General features: G+C 47.9%; 13 protein-coding genes and 1 tRNA gene. 10 read left to right on the plus strand and 4 right to left on the minus strand.

Translation table 11 applies throughout. The annotated features are described in order from the left end of the window. Positions 1–6: 6 nt before the first annotated feature. Positions 7–1215 carry a sodium/glutamate symporter gene (gltS, locus tag K2Q26_06460; GenBank protein ID MBY0315142.1) on the minus strand — a complete coding sequence of 403 codons (1209 nt, stop codon included), beginning with the start codon at positions 1213–1215 and terminating at the stop codon, positions 7–9. 205 nt (positions 1216–1420) lie between these two features. On the opposite strand from gltS, the gene K2Q26_06465 reads away from it, so the two are divergent. From K2Q26_06465 to K2Q26_06475, 3 genes are all read left to right on the plus strand, one after another. Beyond that, entirely contained in the window at positions 1421–1888 is a 468-nt protein-coding gene (locus K2Q26_06465; protein MBY0315143.1) for a hypothetical protein, read from the plus strand. A 69-nt stretch (positions 1889–1957) separates the two neighbouring features. Beyond that, positions 1958–2704 (plus strand): M23 family metallopeptidase, encoded by a 747-nt coding sequence (locus K2Q26_06470; GenBank protein MBY0315144.1) that lies wholly within the window; start codon positions 1958–1960, stop codon positions 2702–2704. A 16-nt stretch (positions 2705–2720) separates the two neighbouring features. Beyond that, positions 2721–3245, plus strand: a complete 525-nt coding sequence (locus K2Q26_06475; protein ID MBY0315145.1) for a hypothetical protein — start codon at positions 2721–2723, stop codon at positions 3243–3245. Here K2Q26_06475 and K2Q26_06480 read toward each other — a convergent pair. Beyond that, complete coding sequence (locus K2Q26_06480; protein MBY0315146.1) at positions 3242–4723, minus strand: hypothetical protein; 1482 nt, start codon at positions 4721–4723, stop codon at positions 3242–3244. The two genes, K2Q26_06475 and K2Q26_06480, sit on opposite strands and share 4 nt — an antisense overlap. Before the next feature lie 169 nt (positions 4724–4892). Then, entirely contained in the window at positions 4893–5837 is a 945-nt protein-coding gene (locus K2Q26_06485) for a M48 family metalloprotease (protein ID MBY0315147.1), read from the minus strand. Between the two features lie 277 nt (positions 5838–6114). Here K2Q26_06485 and K2Q26_06490 point away from each other — a divergent pair, with 277 nt between their 5' ends. Beyond that, a complete protein-coding gene (locus K2Q26_06490; GenBank protein MBY0315148.1) occupies positions 6115–6789 on the plus strand; it encodes a transposase in 675 nt (224 codons plus the stop codon). Here the strand turns inward: K2Q26_06490 and K2Q26_06495 are convergent. Further along, positions 6768–6852, minus strand: a tRNA-Leu gene (locus K2Q26_06495). The genes K2Q26_06490 and K2Q26_06495 overlap by 22 nt on opposite strands. Before the next feature lie 301 nt (positions 6853–7153). Here K2Q26_06495 and queA point away from each other — a divergent pair. The 6 genes from queA to recJ all read left to right on the plus strand — a co-directional run bounded on the left by queA (position 7154) and on the right by recJ (position 14146). Then, complete coding sequence (gene queA / locus K2Q26_06500; protein MBY0315149.1) at positions 7154–8185, plus strand: tRNA preQ1(34) S-adenosylmethionine ribosyltransferase-isomerase QueA; 1032 nt, start codon at positions 7154–7156, stop codon at positions 8183–8185. Beyond that, positions 8173–9315 carry a tRNA guanosine(34) transglycosylase Tgt gene (tgt, locus tag K2Q26_06505; protein ID MBY0315150.1) on the plus strand — a complete coding sequence of 381 codons (1143 nt, stop codon included), beginning with the start codon at positions 8173–8175 and terminating at the stop codon, positions 9313–9315. The genes queA and tgt overlap by 13 nt, the downstream gene beginning before the upstream one ends. A 153-nt stretch (positions 9316–9468) precedes the next feature. After that, the gene (gene yajC, locus K2Q26_06510; GenBank protein MBY0315151.1) at positions 9469–9720 is read left to right on the plus strand and encodes a preprotein translocase subunit YajC; all 252 of its coding nucleotides are present in this window, start codon (positions 9469–9471) and stop codon (positions 9718–9720) included. Further along, positions 9717–11411, plus strand: coding sequence for a protein translocase subunit SecD (secD, locus tag K2Q26_06515; protein MBY0315152.1), 1695 nt, complete (start codon positions 9717–9719; stop codon positions 11409–11411). The genes yajC and secD overlap by 4 nt, the downstream gene beginning before the upstream one ends. A gap of 9 nt (positions 11412–11420) precedes the next feature. Beyond that, positions 11421–12347, plus strand: a complete 927-nt coding sequence (gene secF, locus K2Q26_06520; protein ID MBY0315153.1) for a protein translocase subunit SecF — start codon at positions 11421–11423, stop codon at positions 12345–12347. 89 nt (positions 12348–12436) lie between these two features. After that, positions 12437–14146: a single-stranded-DNA-specific exonuclease RecJ gene (recJ, locus tag K2Q26_06525; GenBank protein MBY0315154.1), complete on the plus strand. Its 1710-nt coding sequence runs from the start codon at positions 12437–12439 to the stop codon at positions 14144–14146. Positions 14147–14176 lie beyond the last annotated feature (30 nt).

The following is a 14176-nucleotide window of genomic DNA, read 5'->3' on the forward strand; positions in this document are numbered from 1 at the left end:
AGGACTCTATCCCCAAAAGTTGATGCAGAAGGTGACGAGTGCGGCATTGACGAAATCGATAAAGCAGGTGCCGACCAGCGGAACGACCAAGTAGGCTTTGTTGGAGGGACCATACTTTTCGGTGATCGCATTCATATTGGCCATAGCGTTCGCCGTAGTCCCCATCATAAATCCCGTAAATCCGCCACTGATCACGGCGGCATCATAGTCTTTGCCCATCGCTTTAAATACTAAAGTGTAGGCGAGGAGACCCGTCAGCACGGACTGCAGAACGAGGAAAATCAAAATGGCGACGGCCGTGTTCTGTAATTGAGAAAGATCCAGAGTCACAATCGACATCGCAATAAACAGGGACAGACACACGTTCCCGATGTCTTCGATCGATGAGTCCTCGATGTCGAACCAATCGGTGACGTCATCGAGATTGCGAATGAGTGCGGCTGAAATCATTGAGCCAATGTAGATGGGAAGTGTGATGCCCGTGGTGTTGATCGCGGTGCTGATCCACGCTCCTAAACCCATGATGATCAACATGCCAATAACGTGCTTGAGAGAGTTTTGTGTAAAAAACTTGGGCTTATCCTCGAGATCACTCAAAGCTTCGCGAGCGTCTTCGTGGGGAAGTTTTTCGTCGTTCTGGTCGGGTGTGGCAGACAGTTTATGCTTACGGATGAGAAACGTGGTGATCGGCGATCCAATCAATCCGCCAACAATAATTCCGCCCATGGCGCTTGAAAGACCTACAGTCGCCGCATGCTCAACACCGCGAACTTCGAAAAGCGGAGCGAAGGCAAGAGCCGTTCCGGGACCGCCTGTCAGGGAGACGGCACTTGTGAGTACTCCGAGGAGCGGAGGGTAACCAAAGGATTGCGCCGCCATAATCCCAAGGCCTGTTTGTAAAAGAAGCGCGAGCACTGTGATTCCAAAAAAGAAAATCACCGGAATGCCTCCCGCTTTAAGAGCTTTGACCGACGCGCTATAGCCCACCGACGCAAAAAAAGCGATCATCAGAGGTTCGCGAAAGACGAGATCAAAAGTGACTGTCCAACCGGTAGTAATTTTCGCGACGTAGAGAACTAAAGCGAAGAGTAACCCACCCACCACCGGGGTTGGAAGATTGTAGTTGTCGAGGAGAGTCCATTTATTTTTGAGATAGCGGCCAAATAAAATAACAGCGGCAGTGATGGCCAGAGTTTGTAGAGCATTCAATTGCATCGGAAGACCCTACCCCAACTTATTTTACAAAATCTATAAAAAAATACGTTTGTTTAGCGATCTTTAAACAATTGTAGAACATTCAACAGTCGATCAAAAGTGTTCTTCGATTGGTCATGCCAGAAATTACTACAGCGCTCTTGTGAATCCCGAGAAGGGCGTTGAGCATTTTGGTATAAATAAAAACAACAAAAAAGGGGTACCTATGATTTCGAAAATTTTGTGGGGTGTGTTTTCTCTGGTCATCACGTCTTCAGCAACGGCTTCCGACTGGGTTGTCAAAAAAGAAATTCCTTCGGAGTGGGTCAATATCATTTCTAAGATCGGTGCCTACAACGAGAGAGTTTATCGGAATGAACCTCATCGTTTCGAAAACAGCTGGCCCACGTCTCTCGATTTTAATCGGACGCAGAACAGTTTTCAAGAAAAGTGCGTGGAGACCGGAGTTGTGCAGGAATCATTGGGTCGCTTGCTGTCGAATTCAAATCTCAAAATCAAAAGCGCTGTGATTATCGGAAAAAATGTGGCCGATTACGATGCGGATTATTTTCTCGTCGAAATCAAAGATGAGATGGGTCAAACATACTTTGGCCTTTCCGAGCATCCGATTTTTTTGATCACGGGTAGTCTTACGGCCCAGTGCCTTTCTGCCAGCTCTCCGGCTCGACGATAGTCCATAAAGCATCATGGAAACCATTTCGCTGGCGGGAGTTCGTCAGCCCCCATGTTATAAATGGGACATATGGATAATCTATTTAGAAGGATTCTATTTAGTTGTTTAATGGTTTTTGGATTTTTGTTTGTCGGAAAGACAGGAAGTCATTTTTCAACAAATACGGAAATTATTCCACTCAGTCCAGAAGAACTCGCAGAGCTTTTTAACGACGAAACCTTCCTCTACGGAAACGCGAAGGATGAGCCTGAAGAAGCGGCTTTCTCAAGCGAAGTTGAGGAAGAGTCGTCGGAAGATTTGCTCGATCAACGTGAGCCCGCTGCTCGTCGAGGTGACGCTTTTTCTTATCGTATTTCTTCGCGCCGAGGATGGCGTCGTCACCCAGTGACGGGTCGCCGGAGATTTCATGCGGGGACAGACTACGCCGCTCCTTGCGGAACTCCGATCAACTCACGACAAACGGGCCAGATCGTTGGCGCCGGTTGGATGGGTGGCTACGGTAAAACTGTTTTAGTGAATTACGGAAGATGTACAGCTCTCTATGGTCATATGTCGGCCATCTATGTGGGCAGTGGAACTGTTCAGGCGGGAACCCGATTGGGTCTTGTGGGGCGCACGGGACTTGTCACCGGTTGCCATTTACATTACGAAGATTGTTCCGCGATGAGAAGTGGGCCCATCGGTGGCCGACGCGCCCCTCGTGGATATCCCGTGACGGAGCCACAGTACTATCAACGTCAACGCGCACGTGGTTATGCTCCTCAAGAACATCCGTCTTTTATGGACTGGTTCTTTAATCGCGGTGTCGACCAATAGAGGAAAGGGGATCCAAATGATCATTTCGATGCTCATGATATTTCAAGTTTTGACGGCGAATGCGACCGACGGAGTCTTCACCATTGAGCAATTTAAAAGCGAGTGCATTAAAGGCGAAGAGCGTTGTCGTGCCAATGCGACGTGCTGGAGAGATCGCACTTCGAAAAATGCCAGTACGGATTCTGTCGCCGTTTGTGACTGTAATACGCGAAATTTAGATCGTGTGACAGATAAAAGAAAACTCAACGTTCTTATTGAGAATCGCCCCACAGAAGCGTCCGAGCTTCAAAAGTATTTAGACGGCGTATTGCGTGGAAGTAACTATAATCTCGGGCGCTCGGTGGCGAACTATGCCAATGCTTTGGCCGTAAAGTGCGAGAGCAATCCTTCGTTCGAGGTGCCGACCGACGCCACGATCAACAAAATGTTGAGCGATATTAACGAGACCGTCATTAGTGAGCGCGCTAGTCGAGTCCGACGAGTCAATGCGCCCGCCTCTGATGCCCCTGGAGACTCTTCGGCCACAGCGGTCGATATTTAGTTCATTCGTCGCGGGAGGCGCCAGCCTTTCACGTAAAGATTCAAGCTCGGTGAACCTAACGAACCTGTAAATTTATAATAAAGTGAAGTGCTGAGAGTATTAAAAATCGGCAGTTGAATCTGTTGCTCTTGTCTTGCAAGTCCACCGAGAATTCCTCCAATCCCGTCCATGGACTGAAAGATTGAAGTGCCAGCGGCATTTGTTGAAAGCTCTAGTGAGTAAGAGACCGCCGAAGGATTTATCGCGCGGTAGGAGAGGATGGCAAGTTTGCTTGCGGAAGGCATCTTATTAGTTAAATCGATGGCGGTCACAGTGGTTGAGCTTCCCCCCGTCAGTGCAGAAAGTCCCTGTGAAATTTGGTACTGACATTCTCCCTGACCTAAATCAACGAAAGGAACGATATCTGCGCTCCCAGTGCCGATGGAGTTCGAAATAAACCATAAAACATCCGACTTCAATGAGTACCCCGAGGGGAGTTGGGGAGAAGCTCCCGAAATCGTCAGCAGAAGTGAAGGATTTTCTCCTTGATTGTCTGTAATCAGATAGACGTCATAGCCTGTAGCTCCGGACTCTGAGCCCGTGTCCAGTCCACCGGCGCCCGAGATCGTGAGATCGGCGTCGAGAGCGGAAGTGATCAGTGAGGCCATCACGTGGGTCCCATCCGAGACTAAGACACTGGCGCGTCCATCCACGCCCGATGGGGTGAAGCGAATGCGACTGGAGTTGAGGTAGGAAAAGTGGAGGCCGTATTGAATGAGTGCGTTGGACCAAGCGGCCTGGGAATTCGCATTCGTTGTTAAGATCTGAGCTGGAGCGCCGGCACTTACTTTTTCCGGAGTGACCGAGTAATTTTCGAGTTTGCTAGTTGAGATAGAACTATTAGAAATCTGCACCGACGAAATGGAATCATTGGCAATGTGAAGACTCGTGATGGCACTTGCGGCGATGTGTGAAGAGACGATGGCACCCGCGGTGATTTTACTCCCTATGACGGCACCATCAATAATCTTATCAGAGGTGATGGCATCATTTGCGATTTTCCCGCTGGTCACCGAGTCCGACGAAAGAGCAAGGTGACCTACGCAATCCGTACACACGATCGCTCCATCCACGCTGAGATTTCCGTGAGTAGTGATGGAGTTGTTGACCTCCAATGTGTCTTGCGCAACCACGGCACCTTGAGCAGATAGGCTCCCTGTGATCGCGATTTGGCCGCTGAAAGTGGTATCTCCCAGACACGTACTGCCGATGCAGGATGTGCCCGAGACGGAAGCGGTGGTTTGCAGAGTGCCGTCTGGGAAATGTAACCCTTGAGCGGAAACAGTCAACGGACCCGTCATCGTGTCTCCGGTTCTCTTTATGTAGTCGACCATATTGGGAGCGTTGGTCGATTCATTGTTCTCCGTCTCTTTGTCTTTATCGCAGGCGCACAATAACATCGCGGCGATGATGAGTTGGAGTAAACAATTACGATTCATGCGACCTCACTCAAGATCCTTTCGGAAACTTTTGCGAGGAGTTGAGTGAGAATTTGAAAAGCCCAAAAAATTTATTTTTATTTGGCTGAATCTTTAGAGATCTGAAGAATTGGAGACAGGTGAATCGGGAACTTTAAAAAATCTTAATGTTCCCGTGAGTTATTAAAACTTAAAAACCAAGGCGTTTATTCGCCAGCTCCTGCGCTTTCGCTTGGGCCTTATCGGCACGAACGAGAAGTTCGGGGTGAGTTCCCGAGGTGAATCCACCTTTGGGACTCATCTCGTGAAGTTTTCGAATGGCCGAAGACATCGCGCCCGCATTGTACTCCAGAGAGTCAAGAAGCTCGACCGATTTAAGATCTGCCTGAAACTCATTGCGCTGCGAGAGTTCGGACCACGCTTTACCACCCCCGTACTGAACGCTAAAATCAGCGCGAATAATCTCTTGCGCTTCCTGAAGCGATAGATCTGGAGTGTTCGCCGCCCATTCGTTGTACACGCAAGCCGTTTGCAACGAGTGATTGAGAAGGACGTGGGCGACCTCGTGACCTAAGATGGCGCGAATTTCGCTTTCGGTAAAGGCGGTTTGCTCACTCCAAAATTTATTAGAGATCAACACACTGCCGTCAGCGCCGGCATGAGCATTGTAAAAGTTAGCGTTGTAAGCGCGAATGTTCCATTGAGGTAAGGGGAAAAGTGCAACGGGAAGGGAGGAGTCAAGCTTTGCTTGCACCCACTGTGCGTTTCCCACTTCGATCAGTTCTTCAAAAATTTTAGAAACGGTATCATTTACGGGAACCAACGGGTGGTCCGCAAGAATGGAGTTCATGTCTTTTTGATCTTTGATCCCCATTTCGGTCCAACGGCTTAAGCTCGATTCGCAGCCCAGCTGACTTGTCGCCAAAGCCAGGAGTTGCTTCATGCATGTTTCGTATTCGCTCGGCTTATCGCGGAGGTAGGTGCAAATCTTTCGACCTTCTTGAATCATCTCGGGAAGACGAGTTTTGTTTTGGCGCACGCTCTCGATGCGCACATTTTCGACGTCCGCTTCCAAAGAGGCGGAGGCGCAAGCCCCACTCAAAACAACAGCACTGAAAACTAAAAATTTTAACATGATTCCCCAATCTGTTAATGAATCCCAAAAACACGAGACAGAAGCCGTTCTACGATAACTCCGCGATAAACACGAATTTTTATTTTTGAATTGTAAATAGTAAAGGAAATACGATAATTTAGACGGTTTATTATAATATCCTCTTATGGGAGGTATAAAGGTAACAGTTCCCTTTTTGTTGCGTTACCGAGGAGTTGTTAAGGAAAATCGGACATTTTGTAGCGGCGAGAAATGAGTCGATACGACAACCTCTACGCAAAATTGCATCAAGGAGGATATGCCAAGAAAATCTCTTTATAAAACCGACCAATTTCCTTATCACGTTTACAACCGATCAAATAATAAAGAGTTTTTTTATGTCGATCGAGATCATTTGTGGGAAATATTTATTGAATGTTTTTACCAACTTAAAATTCAGTTTTTTTGCGACATACACTTTTTCGTTCTTATGTCTAATCACTACCATCTTGTGATAAGCACTCCCAGATGTAATCTCGGTGAGGCTATGAAGTATCTACATCGCGAAGTGGCTAGGAGAGCAAATCGATCATCAGGTCGTATCAATCATTTTTTTGGTGGTCGCTACAAGTGGTCTGTGATTCAAAATGAAATTTATTATTGGAACTGTGTAAAGTATGTTTTGCAAAATCCAGTAAAAGCTGAGCTTTGTAAATCGGTTTTCGATTACAATTATTCTTCTTTGAATGTTCCGGCATTGCTTTTTCAATGGCAACCCAGTGATCTCTTTAATTTTGAATCTACACCGTTGATGTTAGATCGCGATTGGCTCGATGAGCCCTTGGATTCAGAGAAAGAGGAAGTGATTCGAAAAGGATTGCGTCGCCGCATTTTTCAAATCCCGAGAAGTATGAGTGGTCGGGCGCTTACACTTGACGATTCGCAATGCAAAAAGGGAACTGTTACCTGGGATGGTGCGCGAGAGGAGACTTGAACTCCTATGGCTGTTAACCGCTGGCACCTCAAGCCAGTGTGTCTACCATTCCACCACTCGCGCATCGAAAAGTTGAAAGCCTTTCGGCTTAAATCACTTGAGGTTCGGGCAGTTAACTCATTCCTCAAAGAAAAGTCAATACGACCTATAAAATCAATTTGCGCCTAAAAACTAACCACCTTATCGGGCCCTGGAGTCTTTACAAATGAATCTCATGGATGAGGTTCAGGGGAAAGCCAGGATAGGCTCAAGTGTGTTGGTGGGGGGATAAGGGCTAGAGATTTGGCCCCGTCCCCAGTTTTTTTGCAGGTTTTCTCAGCACTACTTCTAGACATCGGCGCCAGTTAAAGTTATGGATAAGCCGGTGAAAACCTCCGAATTCTCATATAGTTATCCGAAAAACCTCATAGCCACGTCGAAAGCGAAAATCAGTCGCGTTCTGTGGTGCGGCGATAGTCGGGATGAGTCCGCTCCTCACGAAACCACAATTTCTAATCTGATCACGCGTTTTAAACCCGAAGATGTTTTGGTGATCAACACCACCAAAGTCATTAAGGCTCGGGTCACTTGTCCTAGCGGACTAGAAGTTTTATTCATTAAACAATTGGAGAGTTTATCTGAGGGCGATGTTTGGGAAGTTCTTTGCCCTGCGCGCCGCTGGTCGAAAGAGGGCGAGATTTTACCCTGCGGGACCAAGCTAGAGCTCGTGACCAGTGGACTTCCACAAACGGTCAAGGTCCATCGCCAGCTGGATTACGACTATTTCGAAAAGTACGGAGACATCCCATTGCCTCCCTATATTCAACAGCAACGTAACGAAAGAGCGAGTCGTGATGCCGACACGGCCGAATACCAAACCGCTTGGGCCGAAGTGACGGGAAGTTTAGCCGCTCCGACCGCAAGTCTTCATTTTGACAGCAAGGATTTAGAGCGCATTCGAGCTCGGGGAGCCGAGGTCGCACCGCTTTGCTTACATGTCGGCTTGGGAACATTTTTGCCCATTCACGTCGAAGATTTGGAAAATCACAAAATGCATTCCGAGTTCGTAGATATTCCAGAGGAAACCCTACGCACGATCGAACGTGTGAAGCGCGGAGGCGGTCGAGTGTGGGCGTTGGGCACAACGGTGACTCGAGCCCTCGAGGCGTGGTCACAAAACCACTTACAAAAAACCGAGACGGGGTATCGCGGCGAAACCCATCTTTTTATTAAGCCGGGATACAATTTTAAAGTGGTCGATGTTCTGCTGACTAATTTTCACCAGCCGGAATCGACGCTATTGGCTCTCGTTTGTGCGTTCGCTGGAAAAGAGCGCGTTCTTAAAAATTATCAATGGGCCATCGAAAAAGACTTTCGCCTGTTTAGCTATGGAGATCTCACCGTATGGGAGAAGTAACCGAACCCGGCGCAACGAAAGCCGTGGGCACATTTGAAATCCAAAAAACCGAAGGCCAGGCGCGCGCCGCCACTTTGCAAACCGCACATGGCGAAATTCGCACTCCTGTTTTTATGGCGGTCGGCACCCGCGCAACAGTAAAGGCTGTCAGCACCGACGAGCTCGTGAATAACGGCTGCCAGGTGGTTTTAGGAAACACTTATCATTTGCACTTGCGCCCCGGTGAAGATGTGATCGAAAAAATGGGTGGCCTTCACAAGTTTATGAACTGGCACGGCCCGATTCTTACCGACAGCGGAGGATTTCAGGTTTTCTCTTTGGCGAATTTGAGAAAAATCACCGAAGAGGGTGTGGAGTTTCGCAGCCATATCGACGGCAGCAAATATTTTATCAGCCCGGAAAAAAGCATTCAGATTCAAATGGCCTTAGGCTCTGACATTATCATGGCCTTTGACGAGTGCCCGCCGTGGCCCGCCACCGAGGAACAGCTTAACAAAGCGATGGATATCACGTTGCGATGGCTTCATCGGAGTAAAGCGGCCATGACTCGCAAAGAGAGTTTATTGTTTGGCATCGCTCAGGGTGGACTCAACGAAGAGCTTCGGATCAAAAGTATCGAGCAGATCACCTCGGTGGACCTCCCAGGTTATGCCTTAGGTGGTTTTAGCGTGGGTGAGCCGATCGATCAGATGCATGTGTTGGTTAAAAAAGTAGCACCTTATATGCCGGCCCACAAACCGCGCTATCTGATGGGGGTGGGAACTCCGGTGGATTTACTTCTCGCTGTCGATAGCGGTATTGATATGTTTGACTGTGTTTTGCCCACGCGCGTGGCTCGCAACGGAACCTTGTTCACGTCTCAAGGGAAAATTAGCATCAAACGGACCGAGTATAAGGAAGATCCCTCGCCATTAGATCCAGATTGCAGTTGCGAGACCTGCCAAAATTATTCCAAAGCGTATTTGCGCCACTTGTTTTTAAGTGGTGAAATTTTAGGCTCTCGTCTTAACACCATTCACAATTTGCATTTTTATTTCGAGCTCATGCGGAAGGCGCGCGAGGCCATCCTCGAGGGAACATGGTCCACGTTCCGCGACCGCGAGTTGATGCGTTTCGTTAACAAGCAGTAAACAGCGACTTCTTGAGAGGCGTCTTGTACATAAATCTCTTTGGAGGTTTGTATGCGATATGTTCTTACTGTTTTATCAGTAGTGGTGACTTCACTTTCTGTTTGGGCCCAGGCGGGAGCGGCGACCGCGGAGAAGCCGAGCTTTTTACTTCAGATGTTTCCGTTCATTGCCTTATTTTTTATTTTCTACCTTTTCATCATTCGTCCTCAAGCCAAGCGCCAAAAGTTACAGCAGGAGTTTTTGACAACTCTCAAGCGTGGCGATGAAGTTTTGACATCAGGTGGAATCTTAGGGACTATTGAGGGTCTGACTGACAAATTCGTGACCCTTGAAGTGGCCAGTGGAGTACGCATTCGCGTTTTACGCTCGCAGGTTTCGGGGACGGTAAAAGAGGTGGAAAAATGATAGAGACTTTAAGAGGCCGACTGATTGTCTGCCTACTCGTGACGTTGTTCGGAATCGTGTGGGTGATGCCCAATGTGTTCGACACTTCCAAAATTTGGTGGCCGACAAAGGAAAAGCTCGTCTACGGATTAGATCTGCAAGGGGGCCTACATTTAGCTCTTGGTGTGGATATTCCAGCGGCGCTGAAAGAGCAGAGCCGTCGTGTCGGGAATTCTCTTAAAGATGGTCTTAAGCAAGACCATAGTATCGACGCCGCAGTAGAAACTGTAAATAGCGAAGTCGTTCACCTCAAAATTTTATTTTCGGGTGACCAGAAGAAGGTGGAAGACTATCTCGATCGCTATCATCGCAATGAATTGCAAGTGATTAAAGCGGCTGCGGATTCAATCGAAGTTCAATACTACGATGCCTACTTGATCCAGTTTAAGAAAAACCTCATCGAAAAAGCGCGGCAAGTGATCGCTAACCGTATTGATGAGTTTGGTGTAGCCGAGCCGAACATTGCTGTGCAAGGTGATGACCGAATTTTGGTTCAGCTTCCGGGTCTTAAGGATACAGAGAGTGCGAAGAATCTCATCAATCGCACAGCTAAACTTGAGTTTATGATCGTCAGTGAAGATGCGAAGTTAGAGGACGTGCAAACATGGATTGATCAAGCGGAGAAAGAGGGGAACTTTGCCCTCGGTAAAGACGATCTTCGTTATTCTGCTTACCTTGAAAAGATCAACGAAGCGATCAAGGATAAACTTCCTAAGAATACGGTGGTCCGTTTTATCAAAGCTCCGAATGCTAAAAATCTCGAGGCGGGCAAACTGCCTTATGTCCTTCGCACGGACGCCATGGTGGGTGGGGATACTCTCAGTGATGCCTACACCACATTTAGTCAGGAAACAAATAGCCCCGAAGTGGCTTTCCGCTTTGCCGATAAAGGTGCGCGTGAATTTGGTGCGCTCACTACAGAATACGTCAGGAAGTTGATGGCCATCGTTCTGGATGGAGTGGTGCAGTCGGCACCTGTGATTAACTCGCCGATCGTCAACGGTTCTGGCGTGATTCAGTTAGGTCAAACTCGGGATTATCAAGAGACTTTAAACGAGGCCAATCTATTAAGTATGGTTCTTAAGTCGGGAGCTCTTCCGGTATCGCTTCAGCAGTTGGAAGAGCGAGCGGTGGGTCCATCTTTGGGAAAAGACTCCATCGATAAGGGTAAAATGGCGACCCTCATTGGCTCGGGTCTGGTGATCCTTTTTATGTTTGTTTATTACGGAATGTTTGGTTTGGTGGCAAATATCGCAATTGTTCTCAATATCATTTTACTTTTTGCGATTCTTTCTTCTCTGCGCGCAACGCTGACCCTCCCTGGAATCGCGGGGATCGCGTTAACCGTAGGTATGGCCGTCGATGCGAACATCATCATCTTCGAAAAGATTCGTGATGAAATGAATAAGGGTGCAAGTTTGTTAGCGTCGATTCGCGAAGGTTTTGATCGCGCGTTCTGGACGATTTTTGATGCCAACGTCACCACGGCGGGAACTTGCGTCGTGCTGATGTATTACGGAACGGGACCGATTCGCGGTTTTGCGGTTTCGTTATTGATCGGTCTTACGGTATCGATGTTCACTTCGATTTTCTTAAGTCGAGCGCTTCTCGATCTGTTCACGGTTAAATTTAAATGGAATGTCAAACTGTAGGAGCTAAAGATGTCTATTAAGAATCATGTTTTTAAAATTGATTTTATGGGTTTGGCTCCGATCATGGGATTTATCTCTGGAGCTCTTGTCATAGCCTCGATTGCACTCATCGCCATTAAAGGTTTTAAGTACGGAATCGATTTTGCCGGGGGAACGGAAATGCAATTGCAGTTTCCGCAAGCTCCCGATATCGCAAAAATTCGTTCGTCGTTAGAGGGCGTAGGTCTTCCTGGAGCTACTGTGCAATCTTTCGGCGAAAAGAACGAGGTTTTGATTCGCATGCAGCAGCCTCAAGGCAAAGATGCCGTGGAGACCAACCGTTTGAACCAGGAAATGGTGACGAAGACCACGCAAGTTCTGCAAAAAGAGGCAGGACTTCCAGAGGATGGCGTTCGCCGCGTGGATTCTGTGGGCCCTCAGGTGGGTTCTGAACTCAAAACGCAGGCGATGTTAGCCACGTTGTACAGTCTTTTGATGATTCTCGTGTATGTCGGACTGCGGTTTGATTTTAGATACGCTCCAGGAGCCGTATTCTGTCTTTTCCATGATGCTATCATTACACTAGGGATTTACGTTGTCCTTGGGCGCGAAGTGAATGTGCAGGTTCTTGCTGGGGTTCTCACCCTGATCGGTTACTCTTTGAACGATACTCTGGTGAACTTTGACTTTATTCGGAACAACGAGCCGATCTATAAGGATAAAGGCTTTAATTTCGTGATCAACAAATCGGTCAACGAAGCCCTTGTCCGTACGATTTTAACGTCGCTAACGACCTTCATTTCTGCGACCTGCCTTTACATCTTTGGAACGGGCGCGATCGAAGAGTTGGCCTTTACACTAATGGTAGGTGTAGTGATCGGAAGTTACTCGACGATCTACATTGCCTCTCCAATGATTTTGATGACGGACAAGTTTTTAAAAAAGGTCACTGGCTAAGCTCACTAAAAACTCCACTGCGGATTTCGTAGTGGGGTGTCAACTCCGATTTTTTTTTCGATAATTCATTGGATAACAAAGGGGGGATTTTGATCACGGAATGGCGTCAGCGCGAAGTCCTCTCGACGACCGATCTCCCTTATACTGGGGCTCTTAAGGACTTCTTCTTAGCCCGCGGTTTCTCCTCCTCCGAAGCGATTGATCAATTTCTCAATTTTCAACTGAAAGACTTGCGAGATCCTCTCTCCATCATCGACATGCAGAAGGCCGTGGATCGCCTCGTGGATGCTTTTAAAAAACAAGAAACCATTTGTATCTACGCTGACTTTGACATGGATGGGACTCCGGGGCTCGCACTTGTCCTTGATGGATTATCCCAGTTAGGATTTAAAAATTTAATCCCCATTCAACCGGATCGCCATAAGGATGGCTATGGATTTCATACGCACATTGTAGAGAAGATCATTCAAGAGCATCGCGCCAGTTTGTTTGTGACAGTGGATTTAGGGATCACCGACGTCCTCACAGTTGAGGCGGCGAACGCGAAGGGTGTCGATGTGATCATCACGGATCATCACCAAGAGGCCGAACAGTTGCCTCGCGCCATCGCGGTGGTGAACCCTAATCGCAAGGATTGCACGTCGGGGCTCGGGCACCTCTGTGGAACCGGCGTGGGATTTTACTTGATCATGGCGCTCCGGCGCGAACTTAAAAATCAAGGGCTCCTCGAGAAGGATTTTGATGTCAAAACTCTTTTAGATTGTTTTGCCATCGCGACTCTCGCCGACATGGTCCCGGTGATTTATGAAAATCGCATTTTAGTGAAGCACGGTCTCCAGGTTTTGCAAAACACCAAGCGCTTTGGGCTAAAGGTTCTCTTGGAAGCGCTTCAGCTTTCGGAGAAAAAGCTCTCGAGCAGTGATGTGACGATCCGTTTTGTGCCCAAGCTCAATGCCTTGACTCGTCTTGAGTCGGAGATCAAGCCCATCGACGTCTTTCTTGTGAATGATCCGAGCAAAGCATTAGCGATGGTCGAGCGTGTTTTAGCGACGAACCAGCAACGAGTCAAAATCATGGCGGCCTGTGAAAAGGCTCTACAAAATAATTTAGAAAAAGATGAGGCCGACCGTTTTGTTTGGTCGTGGTCAAAAGAGTTTCACAAAGGGGTCATCGGATTGCTCGCCACCCAGATCGTGAAACGAAAACAGAAGCCGGCTTTTATTGGAACACTCACAGCCGCCGGTAAAATCGTGGGGAGCGCAAGAACTCCTGAGGAGAATCCGATCAGCGTTCTCGAGCCGCTCAAGTTTGCGAGCGCGACCCTCACAAAATTTGGTGGTCATCCTGCGGCCGCGGGCTTTGAGTTACTTCCCGAAAACGCCGAGGCGTTCCGGAACAAGCTCGAAGAGTTTTTCTCTTCAGTAGATCTCACCAATGAAAACCGAGTGTTGACCTACGACTTCTCGAGCACCTACGGAGAAATCCGTCAGTTTATGAGTTGGTGGGATAAGCTTGAGCCCTTCGGCCAGCATTTTTCGCCGCCGTTGATTCATTTAAAAGATGTCGAAGTCACGCAACTGCGTGAACTGAAAGGCGGTCATTTACGACTCACTCTGCGGTCCGAAAAATCAGAGTCGTTCGAGGCCATGTGGTTTGGTGCCAGTACCGAAGACCGCGTGCGAATTTTCGGAGACGAAGCCACCGCTAAAAAAATCACTCTTTTGGTGGAGCCCCAGTGGAATGAATACATGGGAACCCGCCGCGTTCAGTTGTTAATTAAAGACCTCAAAAGTCTTTAAAAGAGATTATATTTCATCCTATGGAAAACC

This window comes from Bdellovibrionales bacterium (assembly GCA_019750295.1).
In the GTDB taxonomy this organism is placed as follows: Bacteria; Bdellovibrionota; Bdellovibrionia; order Bdellovibrionales; family JAGQZY01; genus JAIEOS01.

Bases quoted from the DNA above. Each gene is read 5' to 3' on its own strand.
- gltS (MBY0315142.1), bottom strand. From the start codon at position 1,215: ATGCAATTGAATGCTCTACAAACTCTGGCCATCACTGCCGCTGTTATT.
- K2Q26_06465 (MBY0315143.1), top strand. From the start codon at position 1,421: ATGATTTCGAAAATTTTGTGGGGTGTGTTTTCTCTGGTCATCACGTCT.
- K2Q26_06470 (MBY0315144.1), top strand. From the start codon at position 1,958: ATGGATAATCTATTTAGAAGGATTCTATTTAGTTGTTTAATGGTTTTT.
- K2Q26_06475 (MBY0315145.1), top strand. From the start codon at position 2,721: ATGATCATTTCGATGCTCATGATATTTCAAGTTTTGACGGCGAATGCG.
- K2Q26_06480 (MBY0315146.1), bottom strand. From the start codon at position 4,723: ATGAATCGTAATTGTTTACTCCAACTCATCATCGCCGCGATGTTATTG.
- K2Q26_06485 (MBY0315147.1), bottom strand. From the start codon at position 5,837: ATGTTAAAATTTTTAGTTTTCAGTGCTGTTGTTTTGAGTGGGGCTTGC.
- K2Q26_06490 (MBY0315148.1), top strand. From the start codon at position 6,115: ATGCCAAGAAAATCTCTTTATAAAACCGACCAATTTCCTTATCACGTT.
- tgt (MBY0315150.1), top strand. From the start codon at position 8,173: ATGGGAGAAGTAACCGAACCCGGCGCAACGAAAGCCGTGGGCACATTT.
- yajC (MBY0315151.1), top strand. From the start codon at position 9,469: ATGTTTCCGTTCATTGCCTTATTTTTTATTTTCTACCTTTTCATCATT.
- secD (MBY0315152.1), top strand. From the start codon at position 9,717: ATGATAGAGACTTTAAGAGGCCGACTGATTGTCTGCCTACTCGTGACG.
- secF (MBY0315153.1), top strand. From the start codon at position 11,421: ATGTCTATTAAGAATCATGTTTTTAAAATTGATTTTATGGGTTTGGCT.